Origin of the sequence: Paenarthrobacter nitroguajacolicus, from assembly GCF_029952445.1 — a bacterium.
Lineage (GTDB): Bacteria > Actinomycetota > Actinomycetes > Actinomycetales > Micrococcaceae > Arthrobacter > Arthrobacter nitroguajacolicus_B.
This window is the reverse complement of the sequence record NZ_JAQPPK010000024.1, coordinates 52,146-68,067: the sequence shown is the minus strand read 5'-3', so window position 1 is coordinate 68,067 and position 15,922 is coordinate 52,146. Positions and strand designations below refer to the sequence as shown.

The window sequence follows — 15,922 nt, the reverse complement described above, 5'->3', positions numbered from 1 at the left end:
ACCCCAAAGCGCCCATGCCCGGGAACGGCAGGGTATTGACGTTGCACTTGCATTTTGCAAGTATGAGCCACATGAGCCTTTTCATCACCTGCCCGGTTGAGAACGTCGAGCGCGCCACTGCCTTCTATACCGCCCTCGGCTGGACCCTCAACACCGAAATGTCCGATCACAATGTGTCTTGCTTCGCGATCGCACCTGAGCAGTACGTCATGCTCGGCAGCCGCGAAATGTACGCCAGCGTCGGCGGCGCCGAGGAGCTGGTCGGCGGACCTGATACTCCCTCCAAGGTCACGGTCTCCTTCGACCTCGGCAGCCGTGAGGCGGTCGACGAACTCATCGAACGCGCCGGCGCGGCCGGCGGACGGATCGGCGACACCGACGATTACCCCTTCATGTACCAACGCCAATTCGATGACCCCGATGGCTACCACTACTCTCCGTTCTGGATGAAGCCGGACGCCGACCCGACAACGTGAGCGACCTCGCCGCAGCGCTCGACATCGTCGGAGCACGGTGGGCCCTGCTCATCGTGGAGCGCCTGCTCGACGGGCCACAGCGTTACGGCGATCTCCAGCGCGACCTCGGAGTGCCGACCAACATGCTGGCAACCCGCCTGCGCGAACTCGAGGCCGCCGGCGTACTGTCGCGCTTGCCCCTGCGACATAACACCCGGGCGTACGCGCTGACCGATCGCGGGCTCGCCTTGCGTGAGCCGATCCTTGCACTGGCACGTTGGGGCGACGAGGAGGGCAGTTAGTTCTCGTGGCTCCGCGAAGAACTGCGGGTCCTCTGTCGATGGACGGGTGGACTTAGCTGGCCGGTGGTGCCACGATTCCAATTATCAGGCCCGACCTCCCACGCTTCGCCTCGTCCAGAGGTCCGAGCAGCAAAAAACTGGAGGAGCAGCAATGTCCGACACAGAAATTGGCCAAGTGCCTTCAGAGCTCAACCACGCCATTGATCAGTACCACCAGGCTCTCGATGCTTTCGTCACAGGAGACCCGGCGCCCCAGAAAAAGATGTTCTCGACAAGGGAGGACGTCACCCTCGCCAACCCCTTGGGACCCCCAGGGCGCGGCCGAAGCGCGGTGGAGGCCATCATGGACCGCGCCTCAGCTCTCCTTCGAGAAGGCGAACCCATCACGTTCGAGCGGATCTCCGACTTCGCCGGAACGGACCTTGCATACATTGTCGAAATCGAACGGGCCCGGGCCAAGGTGGCTGGCTCCACTGAAATGACGCCTATTCCACTCCGGGTAACAACTGTATTCCGGCTTGAAGATGGCCAATGGAAAGTCGTCCACCGCCATGCAGACACCATCACCACGCCACGACCGCCCGGATCCCTCATCCAAAGCTAGGCCGATGCGCCTCGAATGCCCGCACGGCCCATCACCAACCCCGCACCCTATTGATCGCGGTCGATCTCCAAGTAGTTCAGACCACTCAAATCCAGCCAGAATCGCGTCGGGGTTTCCACTAAACGCAGCAGCACCCCTTGACAGTCACGGCACCGAACCACGATGCCCGGTGCGTCCACGAACACCATGGCCTCAGCAAAAGCCCTCACTGAGCCGCAATGCCTGCAGCGTCCAAGGGCAGCAATGATGTCGATGCGGAACACTTCGGACAGTGCGCCGGCCGCTGCATTCCCGTCCACATGCGTAATTGGGTCATGGAAAGATGCAACATCCTGGTCTTCGGGGTCGGGGACGGCGAAGTCGTCAGCGCTGTTCACCGGATACCTCCCGTCCCGCCAAAACGCTCGGTTTTAATCGACTCCGGAGAATAGCCTGCCGTCACAAGCCAGTCGGCAACGGTCTCCACAAACACTGTTTGGCCGCAGACAAATACATCCGGGCTCGCCTCCACTGGAAGAATCCTGCCCAAAAGGGTGTCCGACGTAAGGCGCGCCGGTCCCGCCGGCCAACCTTCCGGCGTCGAACGCGTGTAAATGTAGTCGACCGTCAACTTGGCTGATTCCTGGTCCAACCTGTGGAGCTCTTCGACGTAGAGGGAGGTCTCGGGTGACTTCAGTGAGTAGAGCAGCCTGAAAGCGGACTCGTTATCCGAAGCCTGATGGGCACGGATCATTGACATCAGTGGCACCACACCGGATCCTCCCCCGATCAGTTGCACTGCATTCACCCTGTCCGGGCGCCAGACAAACCAGCCACCCACCGGGCCTCGTATCTCCAGTTGGTCACCGACCGCCAAGTCCCGGACGAGGTAAGGCGACACTTCGCCGTCGGGCAATTCATCCACGGTGATGTCCAGATGCTCGTCCGGACTTGCCGATGAAACCGAATATGAGCGGATGGCGGAGTACCCATCGTCGGCGGTGAGGCGGACATCTATGTGTTGGCCGGCGAGGTGTCCCATCAAGCCAGCCACCCGCAACCTGATGGTCCTCGCTGTGGCATTTTCCGGCATCCCGTCCACAACTTCAGCGACCCGCCACACGGAACTCACGGTAAAAGCCTCACGAGTACCGCTCCTCGCGCCACGGATTCCCGTGAAGATGATAGCCGTTCGATTCCCAGAAACCGGGCACATCATCCTCGGTTAATTCCAGTCCGTGAATCCACTTGGCACTCTTCCAGAAATACAAATGTGGAATCAAAAGCCGTGCCGGACCACCATGGGCCCGCTCCAAAGGTTCGCCATCGAATTCCCAGGCCACCCATGCCTTGCCACCCAGGAGATCCCACAATGGAACATTGGTGGTATAGCCGCCGAAAGAATGGGCAGTAGCGAAGTCCTTGGTGGTGTCCACGTTTTCGAACAGGGTGTCCAATGAAACTCCACGCCACGTTGTTTCCAGTTTTGACCAACTTGTCACGCAGTGAATGTCCTTGGTGATTTCCTCCTGAGGCAAGGACATGAATTCAGTCCAGGACCAGGAAAGCCGCTGGCCATTCTCTGCGGCGATGAAGAATTCCCATTCATCAATGGGAATCAAAGGAGCCGGCCCCGCCGTCAGGACCGGAAAGTCCTGAGTTTCATGCTGCCCGGGAGGCAAGCCAGGATTCGCCGACCGCCGCCCGCGAAAACCGGAAGAAATGATACCCATGATGCGCCTCCGCGCTGGAGCTCCACCCGGAGCGACGGCCGCTGATGCCCCAACCATAGGACAACCCCCAAGCGTGGTCCAGAGGTCGCCGCAAGCAAATGCATTCCAACAGAGGGCAGTACGCGAATTCGAATCCGGGTTGACACTTTGGTGATGCTTCTGGAGTCCGAACCGTTCATGAACCCCGGAGATCTGCCCAGCTGCAATCGTCCAATTCGCCCTCGATGCAACAACCGCGTCCAATCACTGAAGGGGCAATGACCCGCCGGCTCAACTGCAGTCAGTCGAGTAGCGTTACGCCGAACTCAGCGACGACGGCGCGCAATTCCTTGAGGTAGCGCTGCGCTTGGTCTGTAAGCGGAATCGCGGCGTGGCCGATCCAGCCGATCTCGATGCGCTCGTCAACGTCGAGCGGGATGGCGACGATCTCCGGGTCGAGCTGCCCGCTGATGATGCCCGTCGAGATCGTGTAGCCGTGGAGCCCGATCATGAGGTTGAAGATCGTGGCACGGTCAGATACCCGAATCTCCTGCTTACTGGACATGGTGGAGAGAATCTCCTCGGCGAAGTAGAAGGAGTTGTTTGCACCTTGATCGAAGGTTAGCCGCGGCAAGCCTGCGAGATCGTCGAGAGTGGCACGCTCTTTTGAGGCGAGCGGGTTGTTCCGTGAAATGAAAATGTGCGGATCGGCGAGGAAAAGAGGAGTGAACGCGAGCCCGGATTCCCGGAGCAGCTTGTCGATGATCTTCCGGTTGAAATCGTTCCGGTAGAGGATGCCTATCTCGCTGCGGAGCGTCCGGACATCCTCGATGATGTCCCAAGTACGGGACTCACGCAGTGAGAACTCGTATTCGGCCACCTCAGTGCCCTTGACCATCCGGACGAAGGCGTCCACCGCGAACGAGTAGTGCTGCGTTGACACCCCGAGCAGACGTCGCCGCGGTGGCCTGCCAAGGTAGCGCTGCTCGAGGAGAGCGAACTGCTCGACCACCTGTCGCGCATAGCCGAGAAACTCTACCCCGTCGGCGGTGAGGGTGACTCCGCGGGCGGAGCGAACCAGGAGCGCACGGCCAACCCGGGCCTCAAGGTCCTTCATCGCGGCGGACATCGTCGGCTGCGCTACGTAAAGAAGATCGGCGGCCGCGGAGATCGACCCTTCGGCTGCAACTTCTATGAAGTAACGGAGCTGCTGCAGGGTCAATCCGCTCGAAATCTGGGGCATAGGAAGATTCTATATGAATGCATAGTAACCACTAGTTACTTGATATCCCTCGCAAGGCTGCACCATGGATACATCCCCTTCGGAAAGGCCGTCTCCGGCCCATCAACGGATTGGCAGCACATGGCAGACGACTTCACCTTCAGCATCACCACGACCCCCTTCGACGAGGACTACTCCCCGTCGGAAGGCTCGCGGATCACGACGAATTTCGCCAACCTGGCACGGGGCGAGCACCGCCAGGAGAACCTCCGCAACGCCCTGACCATGATTCGGCGCCGCTTCAACGATCTCGCAGACTGGGACAACCCGGACCGGGACCGTTACAGGCTCGAGCTTGAGATCGTTTCCGTGCAGATAGAGTTCACTGCCGAAGGTACGGATCAGCAGTTCCCGCTGTTCGAGGTTCTCGACATCCAGATCGTCGACCAGCTGAACGGGGTCCGTCACCAAGGGATCGTGGGGAACAACTTCTCCTCCTACGTCCGTGACTTCGACTTCAGCGTCGTACTGCCAGCGGCAGCAGCGGAGTCAGGCAAGCCCACCGTTCCCGAAGACTTCGGCGATCTGCACGGCAAACTGTTCCAGCAATTCCTCGATTCCCCGGCATGCCAGGAACGCTTCCCGCAGCCGCCAGTCGTGTGCATCAGCGTCTCCACGAGCAAGACTTACCGCCGAACGGAGAACCGTCACCCGGTCCTGGGCGTCGAGTACCAGCAGGACGATTTCTCACTGACGGACGCGTACTTCGCAAAGATGGGGCTGCAGGTCCGCTATTTCATGCCACGCGGCAGTGTTGCGCCGCTCGCCTTCTATTTCCGCGGCGACCTGCTCAACGACTACTCCAACCTGCAGCTCATCGGCACGATCAGCACCATGGAGACGTTCCAGAAGATCTACCGCCCGGAGGTTTATAACGCGAACTCCGCCGCCGCCGTCGTCTATCAGCCGAGCCTTGGAGAGCAGGACTACTCGCGAACCCAGATCGCTTACGATCGCGTCGAGCGCAGTCAGCTAGCGATCACTCAGGCGAAGTACACGGAGGAACACTTCATCACGCCCCACAAGGACCTGTTGGACCAGTGGACCGCCAAATACCCCGCTCTCGTCAACTGACCCACGGAGAATCGTCAATCATGAACACACTATTGCCCACCACCGTTGTCGGAAGCCTGCCTAAACCATCGTGGCTCGCCCAGCCGGAGACCCTGTGGTCCCCATGGAAGTTGGAAGGAGATGCGCTGCTCGAGGGCAAGCAGGATGCGCTGCGCATCGCCATCCACGAGCAGAGCCGACGCGGCATCGACATCGTCAGCGACGGCGAGCAAACCCGCCAGCACTTCGTCACGACCTTCATCGAGCATCTCAGCGGGGTCGACTTTGAACAGCGCAAGACCGTGCGCATCCGTGATCGCTACGACGCGAGCGTGCCGACCGTAGTCGGAGCGGTGCGCCGCGAGCGGCCGGTATTCGTCGAAGACGCAAAGTTCCTCCGCGCAACCACCGACCGGCCGATCAAATGGACTCTTCCCGGCCCAATGACCATGGTGGACACGCTCTACGATGACCACTACAAGAGCCGCGAGAAGCTGGCCTGGGAGTTCGCTGCGATCCTGAACCAGGAGGCTAAGGAACTGGAGGCGGCCGGCGTGGACATCATCCAGTTCGATGAGCCCGCGTTCAACGTCTTCCTCGATGAGGTCAAGGACTGGGGCGTGGCTGCGCTTGAGAGAGCGGCAGAAGGACTGCGTGCGGAGACCGCCGTGCATATCTGCTACGGCTACGGAATCAAGGCGAACAATGACTGGAAGGCGACGCTCGGCTCACAGTGGCGGCAGTACGAGGAAACGTTCCCGCTGCTTCAGAGCTCCAGCATCGACATCGTCTCGCTGGAATCCCAGAACTCCCACGTGCCCATGGACCTCATCGAGCTCCTCCGCGGCAAGAAAGTCATGCTCGGGGCAATCGACGTTGCAAGCGAGACCATCGAGACCCCGGAGGACGTCGCCAACACCCTCCGCAAGGCCCTGCAGTTCGTCGATGCGGACAAGCTCATCGCCAGCTCCAACTGCGGCATGGCACCGTTCCCCCGGGACGTCGCACTGGCCAAGCTGAGTGCTCTCAGCGCAGGGACGAACATCATCCGCGAGGAACTCGCCCGCTCCGCCCCCAGGGTGTCATAACGATGTTTCACGCCTACCCCACAGACACTTGGCTCGGGGCTTCGAATCAAAGCTTCCCGTCTTCGCTCTCGGCCGACGAATTCAAAGCACTGTTCCGTGGCCACCCGGGAGGCGTCGCCGTCATCACGGCGGATGCCGGCGAAGGACCGGTGGCACTGACGGTATCGTCGGTGGTGTCAGTGAGCGCGGAACCTCCGTTGCTGATTTTCTCGGTCTCGGCACTGTCCTCTGCGTCGGAGGTGCTTTCGCGCGCCGAAACCGTCGTCGTGCACCTGCTGGACGCGCACGACGTCGATTTGGCCAAGTTTGGCGCGACCCCCGGCGCCGACCGCTTTGACCAGACACACCGCTGGTCGCCCCTGGCAACCGGCGAAGCGGTGTATGAAGATGTCCGCGCCTGGGTGCGGTGCGCTGTCATCAATCGCATGGAGGTGGGGACCTCCACAATCATCGCCGTTCACGCTCTGGAGTCGCGCGTGATGCGTGACGTCCAAGCGGGCGAACCCGGCGACGCGCTGGTCTACCACAACCGTTCATGGCACCGTCTGGGCGAGCATTCCAAACTTGAAGGCTGAGCGCGCCGCCAACGAATGCGAGGCGGTAAGCCAAACGGCTCACGACGGCGGGAGGATAACTCCCGCCGTCGTGGTCGTTAACATCGGAGCGTCGGCTTCCTGAGCACCAAGCTTCAACGGTTCCCCGTCATAGCTGGGACTTTGCATGCACTACCAGACAGCGGACTACCAAGGTCCGCCATCGAAGTAGCGGCACGCCTACATCAACCAGGAATACCGAGAGTAGGCAACAATGCGGTCATCAATTCATTTAGCAGGAGCATGCATCGTAAGGCCGCCTTTGCCGCGGATCCCCGACCCAAGGCTTCCTGCGCAACAAACTGCTGAAATGCTCAACCGAAACACGTCCTCACAGAAACAGCGGTTGTTCTGGCTCGGCATCGGGCTCCTTATAGGGCTGACAAGCCTCGGGATCCGAAACCTGCTCGGCGATTCCCAGAACGTGCTTGGCGCGACGATTACTGTACTGATCCCTGTGATCGCTGCACTTTTCGCGTCGTTCCATGTGAGGAAGTCCGACCAATAAAGGCAGCGGTCCTGGTAGTAACAGGAAGTCGTGCTGCCCGGCCGCCTCGGCCCCATGACGATTGTCGCTGACGTGGCCAGAGCCGAAGCAGCAGACCAACGTCACGAATATGGAGCCATACCCTGTCAACAACCTGAAGGGCGTCCTCTATGTCCAGGTACGCGGTCACGCGTCCTCAAGACGGGTCAGCAGGTCAGCGTCGTGACTCATCACGAAATCCAAACCCTCTCTGATCTCCCGTCGGCGTGCGTGCCGTTGCAGTGCCAACTCCGCCCCCCTGCAACAGCAGGGCAGACTTGGACGTGTGCTCCTCGGCCGCCAGCTTCTCCAACCGACGATCAAGGTCTACCGGGACACGAAGACTCATAGCCGTGAAGCCAGGGTCCTAATACGGCACCAGCCTTCTCCGTTGCCAACCGCGCGTAGCGCATCTTTCTCTGGTCCAGTCAACGACCGGTGGGCTGGGCTGTTTCGCCATCGCTGACAGTGCTGGGCCGTGCCGGCGCCGTAGCAGGCGGAGTGTTTTCGCGACGACGAAGGTAGAACCAAACAACCAGCGTCATCAACACACATCCGGTTCCACCGATCATGAGAGTTGCTCTCACACCGACGGTTTCGCAGAGCCAGCCCAGCAGTGGCGCGCTGACGGGCGAGGTTCCGCCGACTGCGATGACGAAGAGGGCCATGGTGCGGCCTCGCATGGCTGGGTTTGCCTCGAGTTGGGCCATGGATGTGGTGATGACGCGGTAGGCCACGCCGGCTGCGCCGAGGAGGAAAAGCAGGACGAGAGCTGTCTCGATGCCGGGTGCGAAGGAGATCGCGGACAGCAAAAGAGCGAAGGTGAGGCTTGAGATGATGAGACGGCGGGTGGTGGCTTTCAGGATTCCGGCGATGGCGAGGACGCCGATGATGGCGCCTGCGCCCATGGCGATGAACAGGGCGCTCACAATTTGGGCGTCGCCGTGGAAGGCGTCCCGGGCGAGCAGTGGCAGTGTGACGGTCCATTCCCAGGCCAGGAGCCCGGTGACTGTGAGCAACAAGAGGGGTCCGATGAGCCGGGGCTGGGCCATGACGTAAAGCAGTCCCTCGCGCAGCTGCCCTTTGGAACGGGTAACGGGCACCGCTGCGTTCAGCTGGTCCTGGCGGACCAGGAAGAGGGCCAGCAGCACGACTCCGAAGGACGCTGCATTGACGAAGAAGCTGGCGGCCATCCCAATGCCTGTGATCAAGGTACCGGCGATGGCTGGACCGATGAGCTTTCCTGAGTTGATGGTGATGTTGTTCAAGGTCAGGGCGTTGGTGAGCTGCTCCCGGGGAACGACTTCGGCGATGAACGTTTGCCGGGCCGGTTTGTCGAGGGCTTCGATGATGCCAACGAGCGCGGCCAAGGGCAAGACCAGCGATAGCGTCACGTAACCTGTGGCGGTGAGTAAGCCAAGGATGAACGCGGGGACTATGGATGCTGCTTGGGTACACAGGAGCAGGCGTCGTTTGTTGAGCCGGTCGGCCAAGAGCCCGCCCCAGGGGCTGAGCAACAATGTTGGCAGGGCCTGCAGTGCGAGGGTGAGGCCCAGGAGTGTTCCTGAGTCTGTCAGTTCCAGCACGAGCCAGGCCTGGGTGATTTTCTGGGTCCAGGTTCCGATTTGGGACATGCTTTGTCCCAGGAAGTACAGCCGGTAGTTTCGCCCGCCGAGGGAGGCAAAGGTGGCGCGGAGATACCGTTTCATGCGTTCGTCCCCAGCAGTTTCATGCGTTCGTCCCCAGCAGTCGGATCGGGACGGGAAGAGCCTGCTTCAAAGCCAGCTTGTCTGGTGGGGTCAACGCGCACAGTTGGGAGGAGAGGAATTGGTCCGCTCCCCTGCTGGCATCGGCCAGAAGGACTTCGCCCTTTGGGGTCAGCCGGATCTGGCAGCTTCTTCCGTCGGCGTCATCGTGAACTCGTTCAACGAGCACGGTGTCTTCGAGTTTGTCGGTCATCCTGGTCACCATTGGTTTGCTGACCCCCTGAAGGCTGGCAAGGTGGCCAACGCGCAGCGGGCCTTTCCGGCCCAAGACGTCAAGGGCAGACATCTGGGCAGGTGTCTGGGCTGTTCCCGAGTGTTTCCACAGCTGCCTGGCCAGCCGGGTCACGGTGAGCCGAAGCGCGGAGGCATGCGGGTGAGTGTCTTGTTGGAGAGGTTTAGTGGTTTCTGTACTTGGCAAGAGGATCTCCCGGCACGTCGGCATGGACCCGAGGACTGCTCTTTGGCAGACCCCGGGTCCATGCATCCAATGGTGGTCGCCGATGGGCGCGGCGCTACGGGGTAGTATTTAGGGCCCGACGGCGGCTGGTCAGGACGCCAGGTAGCGGGCGTTCACGGGGCTGACACGTATCGAGACGTCGTCGCCGGGGCGGACGGCCAGGACGGCCGGCGTCGAGGCTGTCAGTTTGGTTCCTTCGACGTCAATGACCAGTTCGAGGCGGTCGCCGAGGAATTCCGCACCGATCACCCGTCCCTGCATCTCGTTGTGCTGTGCGCCGTTGTGCCGGGAAACCGTCGTGGCGGAGACCTCGACGTTCTCCGGACGAATGCAAACGTTTCCGCCCTGCCCACTTGCTCCGGTTGCCTGGCCTTCGCCGGCGCAGAGGAACGTGCCGATGTCGGTTTGGGCAACGAGTCCGTCGCTGACCGTGCTGGTTTGGTGGACGGGGATGAGGTTGGCGCTGCCGATGAAGTCCGCGACGAACGCTGACTTTGGTTGCTGATAGAGCCGTTCGGGCCGGTCGATCTGTTCGATGCGGCCTTGGTTCATGACGACGACCAGGTCGGACAGGGCCAGGGCTTCTGCCTGGTCGTGGGTGACGTACACGGAGGTCACCCCGAACTGCTCCTGAAAGGCGCGCAGTTCCAGCCGGAGCTTGGCCCGGAGCTTGGCATCCAGGTTGGACAACGGTTCGTCCAACAGCAGCACCTCGGGTTCGGAGAGGAGCGCCCGAGCCAAAGCCAGCCGTTGCTGCTGGCCGCCACTGAGCTGGGTTGACCAACGGTCAGCATAGGGTGCGAGTCCTACCTGGTCGAGCATGTCCAGGGTGCGTTGTTTGATGTTTTGCTGGCCTTTGCGGTGGCGTCCGTGCCGCAGCGGGAAGGCAGCGTTATCGAGCACGGTCATGTGGGGCCAGATGCCGTAGGACTGCGGCACCATGGCGATGGGCCGGTCCTCGGGCCGTATCTGGGTCTTGTTGGCACCGTCGAAGACCGTCTGTCCGGCCATGATGATCTGGCCTTCATCGGGTTGTTCCAGTCCGGCGATGCACCGCAGGGTGGTCGTCTTACCGCAGCCGCTGGGGCCTAGGAGCGTGACGAACTGGCCCTTGGGGACCTCGAAGGAGATGCCGTCGACGGCGTAGGCTTGCTCGCCATGCTTGGGTTTGCTGTAGCTTTTGCGCAGCTCGTTGATGGTGATCGAGCTGTGGGTTGTGCTCTGTGACATGTTGCTTATGCTTCCTTCTCGGAGGCCCCGCGTCGGTTCACCAACAGGACCGCGACCATGGAAATGACCAGGATGATGACCGCCAAGGCACTTGCCTGGGGGTAGTTGACGCTTGAGGTGAAGGTGTCCCAGACCTCCACAACGAGCGTGCGGTTGTCTGCGCTTGTCAGCAGCAGGGCGATGGGCAGTTCACCCAAGGCGTGGGCGAAGACCCAGAGCCAGCACTTCCACAGCGCTTGGCGGAGCAGCGGGAGCAGGATTTTCATGGTGACCGTGAACGTCGACGCACCGGTGACCCGCGCGGCTTCGATCAGCCCTTCATCGAGTTGCAGCAGCGCAGTCTGCACCAGGCGGGAGCCGCGGGGCAGGAAGCGGGTCACGAGCGCGACGATGATGATCCAGACCGTGCCGTAGATGGGGATGGGCACGAACAGATAGAGGAATAACACGGCTGCGCCGAGCACGACGCTGGGGATGCCGAAAACGAGGTAGGTCGATTCGAACAGCACCGCGCTCCCACGGAAGGATTTGCGGTGGGCGGCGACGGCGATCCAGACCGACATCGCCGTGGTGACCGTTGCCGTCACCAGCACCACGATCGCGGTGTTGAGCATGACTTCGCCCATTCCCGGATCGGTCAGGATCTTGGTGAACTGCATGAATGACAGATCGCCCAATCCCTCCCAGGTAATGGGGCGGGAGAACGGTGAGAGGCTGGTCCACAGCAGTGCCAGGATGGGCAGGACGATGCCGATGAGCATGTACAGGGACACGATGATGAAGATCGGGATCCGCCACTTGCCCAAGGGGGTGCGGTTCTGCCGGTAGGCCTTGCCGACAACTACCTTGAACCGGTGGGTGTCCTTGATCCGGCGTCGGTAGATCAGCAGCATCGCGAAGGACAGCACGAGGATGAGCACACCGTAAGTGGTGGCCTGGCCATAGTTGGGCGAGCCTGTCGGCGGTTCCAGGGAATGCTGGATCAGGCTGCTGAACACGAAGATCTGGTCCGGCAAACCGAGCAGCGCCGGGATGGAGAAGCCTTCGAGGACCACCACCACAAACAGCATCGATGCTGCCGAGACAGCCGGACCGATCAAGGGGAACACAATGAGACGGAGCCGGCGCATCAGGGGCGCGCCGACAGTTGCAGCGGCTTCTTCGAGCTCGGGGTTCAGCCTGGCGAACGCGGGGGCGATCATCAGGTACATGCTCGGTACCCCGAAGATCCCCATGACCACGATCATTCCGGGCAGGGAGTAGATATCGATGGAGAGCCCCAGGGTTTGCCTGACGAAGATGGCGAGGGGCCCGTTGGCGGGGTTCGCTACGAGGGCCCAGGCGATTGCCATCACGACGACGGGAACGGCCATGGGCGCCAGGGCCATGGGGGCGAGGAACCTGCGGCCGGGGATGTCGGTGCGTTCGAAGAGGTACGCCAGGGAAACACTCAGCACCAGGGCCACGAGCAGGGACCCGGCGACGTAGATGGCCGTGTTGAGGGTGACCTCACCAAGTCGGCTGGACTGGAAGACGTGGATGTAGTTGTCGAAGGAGAATCCCTTGACGTCAAAGGGCAGCTTGGTGGTGGAGGCCTTGAAGCTGCTGTAGAAGAGCACTACAAGCGGCACGACAATCAGGTAGCTGACCAGCAGGATCATTGCCACGTTCAGGGCGGTGCTACCCAGTCCCCGGCGGGACTGCCTGGCCCGGCGCGGGCGCTCCGGCGGGGGCGGTGCGTCGCTGATGACCGGCGGCTTCGTTGCGTTCATGGTCATAACAATCGCCTACCCAAGATCCGTTCCCAAGGCTTTCTGGGCCTTGGGGAAGAATTCGGCAAGATCGTCGTAGTGCTCGATCGTGCCGGTGGAATGCCAGGTGATGTTCGCGGCGCACAGTGCCTTCACCACGGGGCTCTGGTCCGGGTTGGAGCAGTCTGTTTCCTGTGGGATTCGCGAGTTATAGGTGGTGGCCAGTGCTGCCTGCGCTTCGTCCGAGGAAAGGAAGGAGGTGAGCAGGACGGCGGCTGCTGGGTGGGGCGCTCCCTTGGGCATGTAGATGAAAGTCTCGTTGGTGTTGGTCGGTGAGAGCGGTGCGATGTCCACCGGCGCGCCGGACTTCTGGGCCTGCAGGACGAGGTTGATGAGGCTGGTTCCAATGGCGACCTGGCCGCTTTCGATAAGGCCTTCGGACTGGGTGGTGTTGGGCGTGAAGTGGGGCTTCTGAGCTGTGAAATCCTTGGCCCAGGTGAGGGCCTTGTCCTGGCCGAGGGCTGGATCAAGGTTCCAGACGGTCATGAACGAGGCCCGGGATTCGGCGCCGATCTGTCCGTCCTTCCAGCGGGGCTTGAGGAGGTCGTCCCAGGTGCTGGGGACATCTGCCGGGGAGACCATCGTCTTGTTGTAGGCCCAGACCTTCGGTGCGGCCCAGATGTAGACGGCCTTGTCCTCGAAGAAGACGTTGTCCTTATCGATGCCGTAGGCGGCCCAATCGACAGTGTCGGCCAAGTCCAGTGACGGTGGCACCGTCAGCTCGCCGGCTGCGGCGACGTCAACCGAGACTTTCCGGGCTGCCTGTTCCATCTTGAGCTGGCTGACCTGGTCCGGGGCTTTGGTGTTGGTGTACTTAACCTTAATCCCGGGATACTTCTTCTCGAAGAGGTCAATCGCGGGCTGCATCTGCTCCAGCGGCTTGGGCGCCGACCACGCGACTTCGGCTTCGCTCTGGGCCTGCTTGACCAGCTCGTCCATGGATGCGGGGAGTGTGGATGTGGCATCCCCGGCGCCGCCGCACGCTGAGGCGCTGACGGTCACGGCTGCGAGGACTGCCAGCAGCCTGAGGCTGTGCCGGCGTCGGATACCTAATACGCGGGCTTCGTTGCTTGAGGTGTTCTTCATTGGTCCTCCTGGGTTAATTCTGCGCCGGCGGCTTTGACGGCGCAGGATGGCTAGTGCGCGACCACTGCCGCGCTATAGATGCGGGCTGCGTTCCCGCCGCGGATCGCAGCCTTTTGGGTGTCGTCGAGCTCTGGCAGGAGTCCTTCGATCTTGTCGCGGAGTTGCCGCAAGGTCCCGGCGGATGCGGGGAAGTTCGAACCCCACATGATGCGCTCGGCGCCGAAGGTTTCGATGAGCCGGCCGAGGACCTCGGTGACGTTCGCGTCCGGTTCCTCCTCCAGGCGTTTGATGGCGGGAGGCGTGATTTTCACGTGGACACCAGCGAAACCGGCCAGCTGTGCGAGTTCCTCCAGCTTCGGGTAGGGGAAGCCGCCGGCTGCGTTGGGGCGCCCGGCGTGGTCCAGCAGCACCGTCATGGCGGGGCGGCTCTGAAGGACCTGGACGAGCTTGGGTGCGTCCTTGGAATGCATCTGGATGCACACCGGAATGCTGTTGGCTGCGACGTAGTCCCAGACGGCGTCCATGCGTTCGTCGGACACTCCTGAACCGGGCGTCGGGACTTTGGTCGTTCCGTCGGACACTCTGATCCGGACTCCGCTGAAGCCCTGCTCCTGAATCAGGTGTTCCAGGTCCGCTACGGCTGTGTCGGCCAGGAAATCGACCGCTCCGACACCGACCAGGCGGTCCGGGTATTGGGCCAAGGCAGCTGCGGCGTAGCTGTTGTCGAAACCGTAAACGGTGGAGGCATGTACCAGGGCTGCTCGCTCAATCCCGGCTTCATCGAGGCTTCGGACCAGTCCGTCGACGTCGACGTGCCGGGTCTGGGACCATTCCGAGCGGGTTCCGCCGAGGGGCTTGACCGGGAACTTGTCGGTGTCGGGCGAGATGGCGTGGGTGTGGGTGTCAAAGTAGTGCATCGGTCCTCCTCGGACGCGGGTTCAAGGGTGCGGGGCGAGGGCGGCTGCGGTTCACGGCTCCCCCACGTATTTTTCGAAGTCGGCGAAGATTTTGTCTGCGGAGAGGTCTGTGTGGATGATCTCTTGTTCGCGGGCGTAGCGCAGTGCCGTGTCCAGGGTGGCGAGCAGGCTGTCGGTGACCCCGTACTGGATGACCTTTTCGCGGGTGGTTCCCGTCGGAACGGCGGGGCGGGCGGCATCGATGCTTTGTTGGAACGCCCGGTAAACGGCCCGGACACCGTCGGGGTTGGCCTCGGCCAGTTCACGTCGAACAACGAGCAGGTGGTTGATGGGCACCCAGCCGTGTTCCTGGTGGTACTGGTCTTGGCGGTCTTTCCAGTCGGGAAGCAGCGGTTCCAGGCCCGGGACGTGGTCGGCTGAGCGGGCACCCATGACGACGGCGGACACCTCACCTTCGGTGAGCAGCTCCACGAGCTTCCGATCCGTGCGTACAACGTTGGCCGGCTCGGAGGCGGTGGCCACATGGGGTCCCTCGGTGGTCACCCAGGTCACGTCCTGGGACCGGAGCCCATAGGTGTCGGCGAGCATGCCGCGGACCCAGAGTCCCGTGGTCTGGCTGTGCGCCCGGACGCCGACCTTCTTGCCGGCCAAGTCTTCCGGACGGACCCTGTCTTCACCGTTCCAGATGGAGATGGAACGGTGGTGGAAGTTCCCGTGCAGAACCACCGGCAGGGCGATGACGGGACGCTCTGCTTCGAGGGCCTGGAAGAGGGTGGCGATGGCCAACTCGCTGAAGTCGTAGCGGCTTTCACGCACCATCGGCGCAAAGGCCCGATGGATGGGTTCGACGTCGACGAACTCGAGGTCTACACCCTCGGCGACGACCGTGCCGTTCTTCAGGGGCGTTGTGTGTTCGTAGTCGCGGAGGGCGACGGTCCAGTTGGTGGTCATCGGACCTCCTTCACTAAGCGACCTTTTGTTATACAATCCATGTTCAAATTACCAGTGGTCCTTATCACCTTCAAGGCTTTCGCAGTCATTTCGTATAACAATCCACTCAC

The 15,922-nt window shown here is 61.8% G+C and carries 19 protein-coding genes; 7 read left to right on the top strand and 12 right to left on the bottom strand.

What is annotated here, in order from left to right; translation table 11 throughout:
* Positions 1-71 precede the first annotated feature (71 nt).
* From PJL15_RS16975 to PJL15_RS16965, 3 genes are all read left to right on the top strand, one after another.
* Positions 72-476, top strand: coding sequence for a VOC family protein (locus PJL15_RS16975; RefSeq protein WP_281452317.1), 405 nt, complete (start codon positions 72-74; stop codon positions 474-476).
* Positions 473-757 carry a winged helix-turn-helix transcriptional regulator gene (locus PJL15_RS16970; protein WP_281452316.1) on the top strand — a complete coding sequence of 95 codons (285 nt, stop codon included), beginning with the start codon at positions 473-475 and terminating at the stop codon, positions 755-757. The genes PJL15_RS16975 and PJL15_RS16970 overlap by 4 nt, the downstream gene beginning before the upstream one ends.
* A 151-nt stretch (positions 758-908) precedes the next feature.
* The gene (locus PJL15_RS16965; RefSeq protein ID WP_281452315.1) at positions 909-1,361 is read left to right on the top strand and encodes a YybH family protein; all 453 of its coding nucleotides are present in this window, start codon (positions 909-911) and stop codon (positions 1,359-1,361) included.
* A gap of 47 nt (positions 1,362-1,408) precedes the next feature.
* Here PJL15_RS16965 and PJL15_RS16960 read toward each other — a convergent pair whose 3' ends face one another.
* From PJL15_RS16960 to PJL15_RS16945, 4 genes are all read right to left on the bottom strand, one after another.
* The gene (locus PJL15_RS16960) at positions 1,409-1,738 is read right to left on the bottom strand and encodes a DUF6510 family protein (RefSeq protein ID WP_281452314.1); all 330 of its coding nucleotides are present in this window, start codon (positions 1,736-1,738) and stop codon (positions 1,409-1,411) included.
* A complete protein-coding gene (locus PJL15_RS16955; protein ID WP_281452313.1) occupies positions 1,735-2,472 on the bottom strand; it encodes a ferredoxin reductase in 738 nt (245 codons plus the stop codon). The genes PJL15_RS16960 and PJL15_RS16955 overlap by 4 nt, the downstream gene beginning before the upstream one ends.
* A 10-nt stretch (positions 2,473-2,482) precedes the next feature.
* Positions 2,483-3,073, bottom strand: a complete 591-nt coding sequence (locus PJL15_RS16950) for a molybdopterin-dependent oxidoreductase (RefSeq protein WP_281452312.1) — start codon at positions 3,071-3,073, stop codon at positions 2,483-2,485.
* 280 nt (positions 3,074-3,353) lie between these two features.
* On the bottom strand, positions 3,354-4,295 hold the full coding sequence (locus PJL15_RS16945) for a LysR family transcriptional regulator (RefSeq protein WP_281452311.1): 942 nt from the start codon (positions 4,293-4,295) through the stop codon (positions 3,354-3,356).
* A 120-nt stretch (positions 4,296-4,415) separates the two neighbouring features.
* Here PJL15_RS16945 and PJL15_RS16940 point away from each other — a divergent pair, with 120 nt between their 5' ends.
* The 4 genes from PJL15_RS16940 to PJL15_RS16925 all read left to right on the top strand — a co-directional run bounded on the left by PJL15_RS16940 (position 4,416) and on the right by PJL15_RS16925 (position 7,576).
* Positions 4,416-5,408, top strand: coding sequence for a DUF1852 domain-containing protein (locus tag PJL15_RS16940; protein WP_281452310.1), 993 nt, complete (start codon positions 4,416-4,418; stop codon positions 5,406-5,408).
* Positions 5,409-5,428: 20 nt separating this feature from the next.
* Complete coding sequence (locus tag PJL15_RS16935) at positions 5,429-6,475, top strand: methionine synthase (protein WP_281452309.1); 1,047 nt, start codon at positions 5,429-5,431, stop codon at positions 6,473-6,475.
* 2 nt (positions 6,476-6,477) lie between these two features.
* Complete coding sequence (locus tag PJL15_RS16930; protein ID WP_281452308.1) at positions 6,478-7,050, top strand: flavin reductase family protein; 573 nt, start codon at positions 6,478-6,480, stop codon at positions 7,048-7,050.
* A 328-nt stretch (positions 7,051-7,378) separates the two neighbouring features.
* On the top strand, positions 7,379-7,576 hold the full coding sequence (locus PJL15_RS16925) for a hypothetical protein (protein ID WP_281452307.1): 198 nt from the start codon (positions 7,379-7,381) through the stop codon (positions 7,574-7,576).
* 193 nt (positions 7,577-7,769) lie between these two features.
* Here the strand turns inward: PJL15_RS16925 and PJL15_RS16920 are convergent, their stop codons facing one another.
* From PJL15_RS16920 to PJL15_RS16885, 8 genes are all read right to left on the bottom strand, one after another.
* Positions 7,770-7,943, bottom strand: coding sequence for a ribbon-helix-helix protein, CopG family (locus tag PJL15_RS16920; protein WP_281452306.1), 174 nt, complete (start codon positions 7,941-7,943; stop codon positions 7,770-7,772).
* Between the two features lie 79 nt (positions 7,944-8,022).
* Positions 8,023-9,303 (bottom strand): MFS transporter, encoded by a 1,281-nt coding sequence (locus PJL15_RS16915; RefSeq protein ID WP_281452305.1) that lies wholly within the window; start codon positions 9,301-9,303, stop codon positions 8,023-8,025.
* A 19-nt stretch (positions 9,304-9,322) separates the two neighbouring features.
* Positions 9,323-9,646, bottom strand: a complete 324-nt coding sequence (locus PJL15_RS16910; RefSeq protein WP_281452334.1) for a MarR family winged helix-turn-helix transcriptional regulator — start codon at positions 9,644-9,646, stop codon at positions 9,323-9,325.
* Between the two features lie 261 nt (positions 9,647-9,907).
* A complete protein-coding gene (locus tag PJL15_RS16905) occupies positions 9,908-11,047 on the bottom strand; it encodes an ABC transporter ATP-binding protein (protein WP_281452304.1) in 1,140 nt (379 codons plus the stop codon).
* A gap of 5 nt (positions 11,048-11,052) precedes the next feature.
* A complete protein-coding gene (locus PJL15_RS16900; protein WP_281452303.1) occupies positions 11,053-12,825 on the bottom strand; it encodes an ABC transporter permease in 1,773 nt (590 codons plus the stop codon).
* A 9-nt stretch (positions 12,826-12,834) separates the two neighbouring features.
* A complete protein-coding gene (locus PJL15_RS16895; RefSeq protein WP_281452302.1) occupies positions 12,835-13,944 on the bottom strand; it encodes an ABC transporter substrate-binding protein in 1,110 nt (369 codons plus the stop codon).
* Between the two features lie 50 nt (positions 13,945-13,994).
* Entirely contained in the window at positions 13,995-14,861 is an 867-nt protein-coding gene (locus PJL15_RS16890) for an amidohydrolase family protein (protein WP_281452301.1), read from the bottom strand.
* Positions 14,862-14,912: 51 nt separating this feature from the next.
* Positions 14,913-15,812: an ABC transporter substrate-binding protein gene (locus tag PJL15_RS16885; RefSeq protein WP_281452300.1), complete on the bottom strand. Its 900-nt coding sequence runs from the start codon at positions 15,810-15,812 to the stop codon at positions 14,913-14,915.
* Between the last annotated feature and the right edge of the window lie 110 nt (positions 15,813-15,922).

Bases quoted from the DNA above. Each gene is read 5' to 3' on its own strand.
- PJL15_RS16975 (WP_281452317.1), top strand. From the start codon at position 72: ATGAGCCTTTTCATCACCTGCCCGGTTGAGAACGTCGAGCGCGCCACT.
- PJL15_RS16965 (WP_281452315.1), top strand. From the start codon at position 909: ATGTCCGACACAGAAATTGGCCAAGTGCCTTCAGAGCTCAACCACGCC.
- PJL15_RS16950 (WP_281452312.1), bottom strand. From the start codon at position 3,073: ATGGGTATCATTTCTTCCGGTTTTCGCGGGCGGCGGTCGGCGAATCCT.
- PJL15_RS16945 (WP_281452311.1), bottom strand. From the start codon at position 4,295: ATGCCCCAGATTTCGAGCGGATTGACCCTGCAGCAGCTCCGTTACTTC.
- PJL15_RS16940 (WP_281452310.1), top strand. From the start codon at position 4,416: ATGGCAGACGACTTCACCTTCAGCATCACCACGACCCCCTTCGACGAG.
- PJL15_RS16935 (WP_281452309.1), top strand. From the start codon at position 5,429: ATGAACACACTATTGCCCACCACCGTTGTCGGAAGCCTGCCTAAACCA.
- PJL15_RS16930 (WP_281452308.1), top strand. From the start codon at position 6,478: ATGTTTCACGCCTACCCCACAGACACTTGGCTCGGGGCTTCGAATCAA.
- PJL15_RS16925 (WP_281452307.1), top strand. From the start codon at position 7,379: ATGCTCAACCGAAACACGTCCTCACAGAAACAGCGGTTGTTCTGGCTC.
- PJL15_RS16920 (WP_281452306.1), bottom strand. From the start codon at position 7,943: ATGAGTCTTCGTGTCCCGGTAGACCTTGATCGTCGGTTGGAGAAGCTG.
- PJL15_RS16915 (WP_281452305.1), bottom strand. From the start codon at position 9,303: ATGAAACGGTATCTCCGCGCCACCTTTGCCTCCCTCGGCGGGCGAAAC.
- PJL15_RS16910 (WP_281452334.1), bottom strand. From the start codon at position 9,646: ATGTCTGCCCTTGACGTCTTGGGCCGGAAAGGCCCGCTGCGCGTTGGC.
- PJL15_RS16905 (WP_281452304.1), bottom strand. From the start codon at position 11,047: ATGTCACAGAGCACAACCCACAGCTCGATCACCATCAACGAGCTGCGC.
- PJL15_RS16900 (WP_281452303.1), bottom strand. From the start codon at position 12,825: ATGACCATGAACGCAACGAAGCCGCCGGTCATCAGCGACGCACCGCCC.
- PJL15_RS16895 (WP_281452302.1), bottom strand. From the start codon at position 13,944: ATGAAGAACACCTCAAGCAACGAAGCCCGCGTATTAGGTATCCGACGC.
- PJL15_RS16890 (WP_281452301.1), bottom strand. From the start codon at position 14,861: ATGCACTACTTTGACACCCACACCCACGCCATCTCGCCCGACACCGAC.
- PJL15_RS16885 (WP_281452300.1), bottom strand. From the start codon at position 15,812: ATGACCACCAACTGGACCGTCGCCCTCCGCGACTACGAACACACAACG.